General features: G+C 75.3%; 10 protein-coding genes. 4 read left to right on the top strand and 6 right to left on the bottom strand.

What is annotated here, in order from left to right:
* Window positions 1-263: 263 nt before the first annotated feature.
* Genes ACI79K_RS08630 through ACI79K_RS08620 form a run of 3 tightly spaced genes read right to left on the bottom strand, consistent with a single transcriptional unit; the run spans window position 264 to window position 3,853 of the window.
* Window positions 264-1,688: a vWA domain-containing protein gene (locus ACI79K_RS08630; RefSeq protein WP_456599515.1), complete on the bottom strand. Its 1,425-nt coding sequence runs from the start codon at window positions 1,686-1,688 to the stop codon at window positions 264-266.
* On the bottom strand, window positions 1,688-2,575 hold the full coding sequence (locus tag ACI79K_RS08625) for an AAA family ATPase (RefSeq protein ID WP_456587590.1): 888 nt from the start codon (window positions 2,573-2,575) through the stop codon (window positions 1,688-1,690). Before ACI79K_RS08625 ends, ACI79K_RS08630 begins: the two co-directional genes overlap by 1 nt.
* Before the next feature lie 24 nt (window positions 2,576-2,599).
* Complete coding sequence (locus ACI79K_RS08620; protein WP_456587591.1) at window positions 2,600-3,853, bottom strand: glutamate-5-semialdehyde dehydrogenase; 1,254 nt, start codon at window positions 3,851-3,853, stop codon at window positions 2,600-2,602.
* Window positions 3,854-3,942: 89 nt separating this feature from the next.
* Here ACI79K_RS08620 and ACI79K_RS08615 point away from each other — a divergent pair, with 89 nt between their 5' ends.
* From ACI79K_RS08615 to ACI79K_RS08600, 4 genes are read left to right on the top strand one after another with little or no spacing between them, the layout of a single operon-like run.
* On the top strand, window positions 3,943-4,941 hold the full coding sequence (locus ACI79K_RS08615) for a metal ABC transporter substrate-binding protein (protein WP_456599514.1): 999 nt from the start codon (window positions 3,943-3,945) through the stop codon (window positions 4,939-4,941).
* Window positions 4,938-5,741: a metal ABC transporter ATP-binding protein gene (locus ACI79K_RS08610; protein WP_456599513.1), complete on the top strand. Its 804-nt coding sequence runs from the start codon at window positions 4,938-4,940 to the stop codon at window positions 5,739-5,741. The genes ACI79K_RS08615 and ACI79K_RS08610 overlap by 4 nt, the downstream gene beginning before the upstream one ends.
* Before the next feature lies 1 nt (window position 5,742).
* On the top strand, window positions 5,743-6,768 hold the full coding sequence (locus tag ACI79K_RS08605) for an iron chelate uptake ABC transporter family permease subunit (protein WP_456599512.1): 1,026 nt from the start codon (window positions 5,743-5,745) through the stop codon (window positions 6,766-6,768).
* Window positions 6,765-7,184, top strand: coding sequence for a Fur family transcriptional regulator (locus tag ACI79K_RS08600; RefSeq protein WP_456587595.1), 420 nt, complete (start codon window positions 6,765-6,767; stop codon window positions 7,182-7,184). The genes ACI79K_RS08605 and ACI79K_RS08600 overlap by 4 nt, the downstream gene beginning before the upstream one ends.
* Before the next feature lie 34 nt (window positions 7,185-7,218).
* Here ACI79K_RS08600 and ACI79K_RS08595 read toward each other — a convergent pair whose 3' ends face one another.
* The 3 genes from ACI79K_RS08595 to obgE are packed head-to-tail and all read right to left on the bottom strand — an operon-like array spanning window position 7,219 to window position 10,376.
* Complete coding sequence (locus ACI79K_RS08595) at window positions 7,219-7,701, bottom strand: peptide deformylase (RefSeq protein ID WP_456599511.1); 483 nt, start codon at window positions 7,699-7,701, stop codon at window positions 7,219-7,221.
* 30 nt (window positions 7,702-7,731) lie between these two features.
* Complete coding sequence (proB, locus tag ACI79K_RS08590; RefSeq protein ID WP_456587597.1) at window positions 7,732-8,868, bottom strand: glutamate 5-kinase; 1,137 nt, start codon at window positions 8,866-8,868, stop codon at window positions 7,732-7,734.
* Window positions 8,865-10,376 (bottom strand): GTPase ObgE, encoded by a 1,512-nt coding sequence (obgE, locus tag ACI79K_RS08585; protein WP_456599510.1) that lies wholly within the window; start codon window positions 10,374-10,376, stop codon window positions 8,865-8,867. The genes proB and obgE overlap by 4 nt, the downstream gene beginning before the upstream one ends.
* Window positions 10,377-10,459: the final 83 nt, after the last annotated feature.

Here is a 10,459-nt window from a genome sequence, read left to right as displayed (position 1 = left end):
GGCGGCCGGGCGGCCGGGGCTCGCTGGGGGGTCGCCGGGGGGCGCCCCCACCCGCCCCCCCGCGCGGCCGCCCCCCCGCCCCCCCCGCCCCCGCCCCCCCCCCCCCCCCCCCCCCCCCCCCCCCCCCCCCCCCCCCCCCCCCCCCCCCCCGGCGGGTGACGACACGTCGGCACCGCGTTGTCCAACGGAGCCGGCAGCGTCCGGTTACGCACCGACCCGGAAGCACCTCGGGGCCGCCGGCGCACCGGCACGTCGGTCCCTTCTCACAGGGTGGTGACGAAGTCGGCGAGCTGAGCGGCGTTGCGGCACTCGACCATGTCGATGACCTCGCCGTACCGGTCGGCGGCGGAGTCACCGCTCCCCCAGAGCCGGCGCGGCTCGGGGTTCAGCCAGTGCGCCGAGCGGGCCTTCGACACCAGGCCGGCCAGCACCGGGACACCCGGCTGCCGGTAGTTGGTCCGCCCGTCGCCGAGCACGAGCAGCGACGTCTTGGGACCGATGGCCGAGGCCCAGCGGTCGGCGAACACGTCGAACGCGGTGCCGTAGTCGCTGTGCCCGTCGAAGCCCACGACCTGGGCCTCGCGGCCGATCCGGGCGATGGCGTCGGCGACGTCCACACCCGGCCGGAAGAACCGGGTGACCTCGTCGGTGGAGTCGACGAACGCGAACGCCCGCACACCGGTGAAGTGCTCCCGCAGCGCCTGGGTGAGCATCAGCGTGAAGTGGCTGAACCCGGCCACCGAGCCGCTGACGTCGCAGAGCACCACGAGCTCGGGCTTGTGCACCTTGCGCGGCCGGTGGTGGGTGACCACCGGGACCCCGCCGGTGCCGAGCGAGGCCCGCACGGTCTTGCGGAAGTCCAGCCGGCCCTGACGCCCGAGGCGCCGGCGGGCGGAGAGCCGGACGGCGAGCCGGCGGGCCAGCGGGGCCACCGCCCGGCGCAGCTCGGCGAGGTCGGCCGACTGGGCGCGGAGGAAGTCGACCTGGTCGGCGAGCGGCCGCACGGCGTTCTTCGCGACCCGGTCGCGGCCCTTCTCCGCCGCCGTCCGCCGGCGGACCTCCGCCTCGACCGCGGTCCGGAAGGCCGCCAGCCGGTCGCGCACCGTCTGCCGCGCCACCTGCTCGGCCAGGCCACCACGGCCGGACTCCCCGAGCAGCCCGGCGAGCAGCTGGGCCACGAGCGTGTCCGGCGAGAGCGCCCGCATCACCCGGTAGCTGAAGTACGACTGCCCCGACGGGGTGGGCTGCCCCTGCCCCAGGAGGTCGACTGCTTCGCGGGCGAACCGGCGCAGGGCCTCGGGGTCGCCGTCCTGCAGCAGCTGGAGCAGCTCGTCCCGCATCTGCGCGGCGAGCGCGGCGTCGTCGGGGACGTCGAGGGTGGACTCCCCCGGCTCGCCCGGGCCGTCGCCGTCCCCCGCGTCGGGCGCCGGGCGGTCGCCGAGCGGCCACCACAGGTCGAACAGGACGTCGTAGGCATCGCGTTGCGCGGCGCGCTGCAGCAGCACGGCCGCGAGCCCGTGGCGCAGCTGCTCGCGGTCGAGCAGGTCGACGACGGTGAGGATCTCCGCGGCGTCGACCGCCTGGCTGATCCCGACCGGGATGCCGGCCTCGCGGACCGCCCGCACGAACCCGTCCAGGTGCCCGGCGAGCCCCCCGGGCTCCCGGACCGGCGCGACCGGCTGCCCCATCAGTTCAGCCGCAGCTCGGCCGCGGCCCGCGTCTGGTCGCTGGCGTGCTTGAGCACGACGCCGAGCGTCGCGGCCATCGCCGGCTCGTCGAGGGTGTCCAGCCCGAGCTCCAGCAGGGTCTGCGCCCAGTCGAGGGTCTCCGAGATCGACGGCGACTTCTTCAGCTCCAGCCCGCGCAGCGCCCGCACGGTGGCCACCAGCTGGTCGGCCAGCCCCGCGGCGAGGTCGGGCACGCGGGACAGCACGATCTCCCGCTCCCGCTCGGCCGACGGGTAGTCCAGCGCCAGGTACAGGCAGCGCCGCTTGAGGGCCTCGGAGAGCTCGCGGGTGGCGTTGGAGGTGAGGACGACGGTCGGCCGGCGGGTGGCCGCGATCGTGCCGAGCTCCGGGATGGTGACCTGGAAGTCGCTGAGCACCTCGAGCAGCAGCCCCTCGACCTCGACGTCGGCCTTGTCGGTCTCGTCGACGAGCAGCACGGTCGGCTCGGTGCGGCGGATCGCGGTCAGCAGCGGCCGGGAGAGCAGGAACTCCTCGCCGAAGATGTCGTCGTGCACGGTGTCCCAGTCGGCGCCGCCCTCGGCCTGGGACGCCTGGATGCGCAGCAGCTGCTTCTTGTAGTTCCACTCGTACAGCGCGCGTGCCTCGTCCAGGCCCTCGTAGCACTGCAGGCGGATCAGCTCCGACCCGGTGGCCGCGGCGAGCGCCTTGGCCAGCTCCGTCTTGCCGGTGCCCGCCGGTCCCTCGACCAGCAGCGGCTTGCCGAGGCGGTCAGCGAGGAAGACCGTCGTCGCGATCTGCGCGTCGGGTAGGTAGCCGGCGGTGGACAGCCGCTTGCTGACGTCCGCGACCGACGAGAAGTGGGGGGACTGCGACGGCGGGCGGGGCATGCGACTCCTCGAGAGGCGGCAGGGTCAGCGCGTGTGGCCGGACCCCGTGACGACGTACGTGGTGGAGGTCAGCTCGGGCAGGCCGAGCGGGCCCCGGGCGTGCAGCTTCTGGGTGGAGATGCCGATCTCGGCGCCGAAGCCGAACTCGCCGCCGTCGGTGAACCGGGTGGAGGCGTTGACCAGCACGGCGGCGGCGTCGACCCCGGCGGTGAAGTCGGCGATGGCGCGGGCCGAGTCGGCCACGATGGCCTCGGTGTGGCCGGTGCTCCACCGCGCGATGTGCTCCAGGGCCTGCGGCAGGTCGTCGACGATCCGCACCGCCATGTCCATCGAGAGGTACTCGGTGCCCCAGTCCTCGTCGGTGGCTGGGACGACGCCGTCATGCGCGGACCGGGCGGCGTCGTCACCGTGCAGCGTGACGCCGGCGCCGGCGAGCGCGGCGAGCAACCGGGGCAGGAACGGGACGTCGCGGTGCACCAGCAGCGTCTCCGCGGAGTTGCAGACGCTCACCCGGTGGGTCTTGGAGTTGAGCACCACCGCCTCGGCGATCTCCGGGTCGGCGGAGGCGTCGACGTACACGTGGCAGTTGCCCTCCCCGGTCTCGATGACCGGCACCCGCGACTCGCGCACCACCCGCTGGATCAGCGAGGCGCCGCCGCGCGGGATCACCACGTCGACCAGACCGCGGGCGTTCAGCAGCTCCCCCACCGACGCGCGGTCGGCCGGGAGCAGCTCGACGAACCCGGCGGGCAGCCCGGCCTTCTCCCCGGCCTCGGTGAGGACGGCGAGCAGCGCGGCGTTGGTGCCGAACGCCGACGCCGACCCGCGCAGCAGCGCCGCGTTGCCGCTCTTGAGGCACAGGCCCGCGGCATCGACGGTGACGTTCGGGCGCGCCTCGTAGACGATCCCGACCACGCCGAGCGGGACGCGGACCTGCTTCAGCTCCAGCCCGTTGGGCAGCCGGGAGCCGCGCACCACGTCGCCCACCGGGTCGGGCAGCGCGACCAGCTGGCGCAGCGCGTCGGCGACGCCGGCGACGCGGCCGGCGTCCAGGCGCAGCCGGTCGACGATCGCCTCCGGCGTGCCGTCGGCCCGCGCGGCGGCGACATCGGCCGCGTTGGCGGTCAGGATCTCGTCGGTGCGCTCGACCAGCGCGTCGGCCATCGCCGTCAGCGCGGCGTCCTTGGTGTCGGTCGGCAGGGTGCGCAGCACGCGGGAGGCGGCCTTCGCGCGCAGCGCGGCGGCACCGATCAAGGGCAGGCCGGAGACGTCGGACACGCCCGTGAGGGTACGCGGCGGGCGCCCCCGCCCCACCTCCGTCCGGGCCCCTGGACCGCCCACGTACGCGGCGTGCGAGAATGATTCTCATGCGCATCGCCGCCTCCCGGGCCGCCCTCACCGCTCTCGCCACCACCGGCGTGCTCCTCGCCGCCGGGTGCGCATCCGACGGCGGGGGCGGTGCGAGCGGCGACGAGGTCTCCGTGGTCGCGGGCTTCTACCCGCTGGAGTGGGCCGCGGCCCGCGTCGGCGGGGAGCGCGTCTCCGTCTCCTCGCTGACGCCGTCGGGAGCCGAGGCGCACGACCTCGAACTGACCCCGCGTGACGTCGCCGCCGTCGGGGACGCCGACCTGCTCGTGTACCTGGAGGGCTTCCAGCCGGCGCTGGACGAGGCGGCCGCCTCCGAGGCCGGCGACGCCGCCTGGGACGCCGGCCAGGCCGCGGACCTCGTCGAGGGCGAGCACGCGGAGCACGCCGAGGACGAGCACGCCGAGGACGAGCACGCGGCCGACGAGCACGCCGCCGAGGAGCACGCCGCCGAGGAGGAGCACTCCCACGGCGACGAGTCGACCGACCCGCACTTCTGGCTGGACCCGACCCGGCTGGCCGCCGTGGGCGACGCCCTGGCCGAGCGCCTGACCGAGCTGGACCCCGACGGCGCGTCGACCTACGAGGAGCACGCCGCCGCCCTGCGGGCGGACCTGGAGTCCCTCGACGAGGAGATGCAAGCCGGGCTCGCCGACTGCGCCGTCGACACCCTGGTCACCAGCCACGACGCCTTCGGCTACCTCGGCGAGCGCTACGGTCTGGAGGTGGTCGGCATCAGCGGGCTGAGCCCGTCCCAGGAGCCCAGCCCTGCGCAGCAGGCCGAGATCGCGGACCTGGTCCGGGAGCACGGGATCACGACCGTCTACACCGAGACCCTGGTCGACCCCGCGGTCGCCGAGACGGTCGCGGAGGAGGCGGGTGCGCAGGTCGCCGTGCTCGACCCGATCGAGGGGCTCACCGACGAGTCCGCGGGCGAGGACTACCTGCAGGTGATGCGCGCCAACCTTGCCACGCTGCAGGAAGGCCAGTCCTGTTCATGACCGCACGCTCCGGCGCCGCCGTCCGGCTGAGCGGCGCCAGCATCGGCTACGACGACGTGCCGATCGTGGCCGGCGTCGAGCTGACGGTGCGGCACGGCGAGGCGGTGGCGATCCTCGGCTCGAACGGCTCGGGCAAGACGACCCTCGCCCGGGGCCTGCTGGGCCTGGCCACCGTGCTCGACGGAGAGGTCGAGGTCCTCGGCGCGCCGGTGGGCCGGCTGCGCGAACGCGGGCGGATCGGCTACGTGCCGCAGCGGCACACGGTCAGCGGAGCGGTACCCGCCACCGTCCGCGAGGTCGTGTCGGTCGGCCGGCTGGCCAGGCTGGGCCTGTTCCGGCGGCTCGGAGCGGCCGACCGCGTGGCGGTCGGCGAGGCCGTCGCCGCCGTCGGGCTCGCGGACCGCATGGAGGAGCCGGTCGCCTCCCTCTCCGGCGGCCAGCAGCGCCGCGTCCTGGTGGCCCGGGCGCTGGCCGCCCAGCCCGAGCTGCTGATCATGGACGAACCGACCGCCGGGGTGGATGCCGCCAGCCAGCACGCGCTGGCCGAGGTGCTCGGCCGCGTGTCGGCGACCGGCACCACCCTGCTCGTGGTCACCCACGAGACCGCGCCGCTGGCCGGCGTGCTCACCCGCGCGGTCGTGGTCGACCACGGGCGGATCGCCTACGACGGGCCGCTGACCGGCGCGGAGCCGGCCACGGGCCACGATCACCACTGCGGGGAAGCGGCGGAGCCGGAACGGCCGGGGTACCGGCTCGACCAGCCGACCGTGACGGCGCGGACGGCGAAGGGGAGCCGCTGACGTGGAGATCCTCGAGTACGGGTTCATGCAGCGCGCCCTGCTCGCCTCGCTGATGGTGGGGCTGGTCGCGCCGGCGGTGGGAGTCTTCCTCGTCCAGCGCCGGCTCTCGCTGCTCGGCGACGGTCTCGGGCACGTCGCCCTGACCGGGGTGGCGATCGGGGTGCTCACCTCCACCGCCCCGGTGGGCGCGGCCCTGGTCGCGGCCGTCCTGGGCGCGGTGCTCATCGAACTGGTCCGCGCCCGCGGCCGCACCAGCGGCGACGTCGCGCTCGCCGTCCTCTTCTACGGCGGCATCGCCGGTGGCGTGGTGCTGCTCAGCCTCGCGCCGAGGGGCCAGGCCACGAACCTCGACGCCTACCTCTTCGGCGCCATCACCACCACCGGCGCCGGCGACCTGGTCGTCTTCGCGGTCATCGCGCTCACCGTGCTCGCCGCCGTCGCCCTGCTGGGCCAGCGGCTCTACGCGGTGAGCGACGACGAGGAGTACGCCCGGGCCGTCGGCCTCCCGGTCCTCGCCCTGAACGTCGTCCTCGCCGCCCTGGTCGCCGCCACCGTGGTGCTCTCCATGCGCATCGTCGGCCTGCTCCTGATCAGCGCGCTGATGATCGTGCCCAGCGCGGTGGCGCAGCTGCTGGCGCGCAGCTTCCGGCAGGCGCTCTACCTGGCGTGCGGCATCGGCCTGGTGGTCAGCGTCTCCGGGACGACGGCGTCGTACTACACCGGCACCCCCTCGGGCGGGACGATCGTGCTGCTGGCGATCGCGGTCTTCCTCGTCGTGTCCACCGCGGTGGCGCTGCGGGAGGCCACCGCGCGCCGTCGGCACCGGCGGCGCGGCCCGGTCCACGGCGCCCATCCGCACGAGCACGGCGAGGGGTGCGGCCACCGGCCGGTACCGCACGGCGACCACGTCGACTACGACCACGACGGCCACCTGCACGCCCCCCACCTGACCGGCGCGGGAGTCCACTACGACGAGCACGGCACGGCGACGGTCCCCGGCGGGCCCGGGACGGGAGGTGCACGGTGAGCACAGCCGACCAGACCGACGGCAGCGCCCGGCGGCCGAGCCGCCAGCGCAGCGCGGTCCTCGCGCTGCTGGAGGAGCTCGACGGCTTCCGCAGCGCCCAGGACCTGCACGCACTGCTGCGCGAGCGCGGTGACTCGGTCGGGCTGGCGACGGTCTACCGGGCACTGCAGGCCCTCGTGGACGACGGCCAGCTCGACGTGCTGCGCAGCCCCGACGGGGAGGCGGCCTACCGCCGCTGCTCCCCCAGCCACCACCACCACCTCGTGTGCCGCTCGTGCGGCATGACGGTGGAGGTCGCCGACCCCCCGGTCGAACGCTGGGCCGCCCGCATCGCCGCGGAGCACGGCTTCGCCGACGTGCAGCACGATCTCGAGGTGTTCGGGACCTGCGCCGACTGCGCGTCGTCCCGCGGCTGAGCCCCCTGCGCTCGACCCGTCGGACCGCGCCGGATCAGCGGTTGCGCAGGGCCCGCAGCGCGGCCTTCCGGGCGTCGCCGGTGAGCCGGTCGAGGAACACCTTGCCGTCGAGGTGGTCCACCTCGTGCTGGAGGCAGCGGGCCATCAACCCCTCGCCCTCCAGCCGCAGCGGCTTGCCGTCGACGTCGAACCCCTCGGCGACGCAGCGCATCGCGCGCACGGTCGGCGCCCAGATCCCCGGCACCGACAGGCAGCCCTCGTCGCCGTCCTGGATCTCCTCGGACCGCTCGACGATGACCGGGTTCACCATGTGCCCGATGACCCCGTCGATGTTGTAGGAGAACGCGCGGACGCCTACGCCGATCTGGGGAGCCGCCACCCCGGCCCGGCCGGGGTGGTCGACGGTGTCCTCGAGGTCGCGGATCAACGCGGCCAGCCAGCCGTCGAAGGCCCGGACCGGGTCGGAGGGGGTGCGCAGCACCGGGTCACCGAGTTCGCGGATGGGGCGGATGGTCACCCGGGCAGTCTCTCAGCCGGGCTGCAGCCCTCAGCGCAGGCGTCCGACCAGGACCATCTCGTCGCGGTGCACGACCTCCCGGCGGTGCTCGGGCGGCAGGTCGCCGGTCTTGCGCCCGAGGAGCGACGGCAGCTCGCGGGCGTCGTAGGCGACCAGCCCGCGGGCGACGACCACGCCGTCCGGCCCGACCAGCTCCACCGGGTCGTCGGCGAGGAACTCCCCCACGACGCCGGTGATTCCCGCGGCCAGCAGCGAGGCGTGCCGCTCCCGGAGAGCGGCCACCGCGCCGTCGTCGAGGACCAGGCGGCCGCGGGGGCGGCTGGCGTAGCGCAGCCAGAACTGGCGGGCGCTGGGCCGCTTGCCCATGGGGGCGAACAGCGTGCCCACCCGGTTCCCACCGAGCGCGGGGGCGGCCTGGGGCGTGGAGGTCACGACGACCGGGACGCCGGCGTGCGCGGCGATGAAGGCCGCCTCCACCTTGGTCGCCATGCCGCCGGTGCCCACGCCGTTGCGGCTGGCCGAGCCGAGGGCGACGGCGGCGAGGTCCGCCGGGTGGCGCACGGTGTCGACCAGCTGCGCCGGGCCGATGCGCGGGTCGCCGTCGTAGACGCCGTCGACGTCGGAGAGCAGGACCAGCGCGTCGGCCCGCGCGACGTGGGCGACGAGCGCGGCCAGCCGGTCGTTGTCCCCGAAGCGGATCTCCTCGGTGGCCACGGTGTCGTTCTCGTTGACCACCGGGAGGACGCCGAGGCTGAGCAGCTTGTCGACCGTCTGCTGCGCGTTGCGGTAGTGGCTGCGCCGGGTCAGGTCGTCGGAGGTGAGCAGCACCTGGCCGACGGTGATCCCGTGCCGGGCGAACGCGTCGGCGTAGGTCTGCACCAGGCGCAGCTGCCCGACGCTCGCCGCCGCCTGCGCGGTGGCGAGGTCACGAGGGCGCCCGTCGAGGCCGAGCGGCGCCAGCCCCGCGGCGATCGCGCCCGAGGAGACCAGGACCACCTCCCGGCCCGACGCCCGGACGGCGGCGAGGGCGTCGACCAGCGCGGTGAGGCGTGCGACGTCCAGGCCCCCGGGCAGCGTGGTCAGCGAAGAGGAGCCGACCTTGACCACGACCCGGCCCGCGCCGGCGATCGAGGGCCGGGCCGCGGTCTCGGCGGCCGCGCGGGTCACCGGGGGGCCTTCCCGGGCAGGTCGTCGTCCATCCCCTCGAGGTCCTCGTCGGTCCAGCCGTCCTCGGTGACCTCGAAGGGCACCCGGCGGGCGCGCTTGGCCGCCAGTCGCTCGGCCGCCCCGATGCGCTCGGTGACCTCGAGCCGATTGTCGGTCCCGCGGCCACCCAGGCCCGCGGACTCCTCGGCGGTGAGCGTGCCCGCCGGAAGCGTCGGCGCCCAGTCGAAGGTGACGTCGCCGATGGTCACGGCGTCGCCCTCGCGAGCGCCGGCACGGGCCAGCTGCTCCTCCACCCCGAGGCGGTTGAGCCGGTCGGCGAGGTAGCCGACGGCCTCGTCGTTGGTGAAGTCGGTCTGCCGGACCCACCGCTCGGGCTTGACGCCGCGGACGACGAACGCCTCCGGGTCGGCAGGGTCGCGCTCCACGGTGAAGCCGGAGTCGTCGACCGCGCGCGGGGTCAGCGTCACCCGCACCGGCTCGGGCGCCGGGAGCGAGGCACGGTGCTCCTCGACGGCCGCGGCCAGCGCGTACCCGAAGGCCGCCAGCCCCTCGCCGGTGACGGCGCTGATCGGGAACACCTGCAGGCCGCGCTCCTCGAGGGCGGGGCGGACCAGGTCGACCAGCTCGCGGCCGTCGGGGACGTCGATCTTGTTGAGCACGGCGATCCGGAGCCGGCCGACGAGGTCGAGCTCCTCCCCGCCGTACTCCGCGAGCTCGTGCTCCAGCGCGTCGATGTCGGTCTCGGGGTCGCGGCCGGACTCCATGGTCGCCATGTCGATGACGTGCACCAGGACGGCGCAGCGCTCGACGTGCCGGAGGAACTGCAGGCCCAGCCCCTTGCCGGCCGAGGCGCCCGGGATCAGGCCGGGCACGTCGGCCATCGTGTAGACGGTGTCGCCGGAGCGGACCACGCCGAGGTTGGGCACCAGCGTGGTGAACGGGTAGTCGGCGATCTTCGGCCGGGCCGCGGACATGGCGGCGACCAGCGAGGACTTGCCGGCCGACGGGTACCCGACGAGGCCGACGTCGGCGATGCTCTTGAGCTCCAGCACCGCGTCGAACGCCTCGCCCGGCTCACCGAGCAGCGCGAACCCCGGCGCCTTGCGGCGGGGGTTGGCCAGCGCGGCGTTGCCCAGCCCGCCCTTGCCGCCGTGGGCGAGCACCACGCGGGTGCCGGCGCCCACCAGGTCGGCGAGCACGCGGCCGTCGGGGGTGCTGACCACGGTGCCCTCGGGCACCCGCAGCACGCGGTCCTCGCCCCGGGCGCCGTGCCGGTTGCTGCCCGCACCGGGGCGGCCGTTGGCCGCCTTCTGGTGGGGTCGGTGGTGGAAGTCCAGCAGGGTGTGCACGTTCGGGTCGACCTCGAGGACGACGTCGCCGCCGTCCCCGCCGTTGCCCCCGTCGGGCCCACCGAGCGGCTTGAACTTCTCGCGGTGCACCGAGGAGACGCCGTGCCCGCCGTTGCCGGCAGCGACGTGGATGGTGACCCGATCGACGAAAGCGGCCATGGGTGTCGAGCGGACGAGTCCGCGCCGCCTCCTACCTACCTGTCAAGCGCGACGAGCGCACGGGCCGGTCGGCCCGTGCGCTC

Source organism: Blastococcus sp. SYSU DS0616 (assembly GCF_054051015.1).
This window is presented reverse-complemented; position numbering and strand designations above follow the sequence as displayed.

What these genes read in the sequence shown, in the direction of transcription:
- ACI79K_RS08630 (WP_456599515.1), bottom strand. Translation starts at nt 1,688, where the DNA reads ATGGGGCAGCCGGTCGCGCCGGTCCGGGAGCCCGGGGGGCTCGCCGGG.
- ACI79K_RS08625 (WP_456587590.1), bottom strand. Translation starts at nt 2,575, where the DNA reads ATGCCCCGCCCGCCGTCGCAGTCCCCCCACTTCTCGTCGGTCGCGGAC.
- ACI79K_RS08615 (WP_456599514.1), top strand. Translation starts at nt 3,943, where the DNA reads ATGCGCATCGCCGCCTCCCGGGCCGCCCTCACCGCTCTCGCCACCACC.
- ACI79K_RS08610 (WP_456599513.1), top strand. Translation starts at nt 4,938, where the DNA reads ATGACCGCACGCTCCGGCGCCGCCGTCCGGCTGAGCGGCGCCAGCATC.
- obgE (WP_456599510.1), bottom strand. Translation starts at nt 10,376, where the DNA reads ATGGCCGCTTTCGTCGATCGGGTCACCATCCACGTCGCTGCCGGCAAC.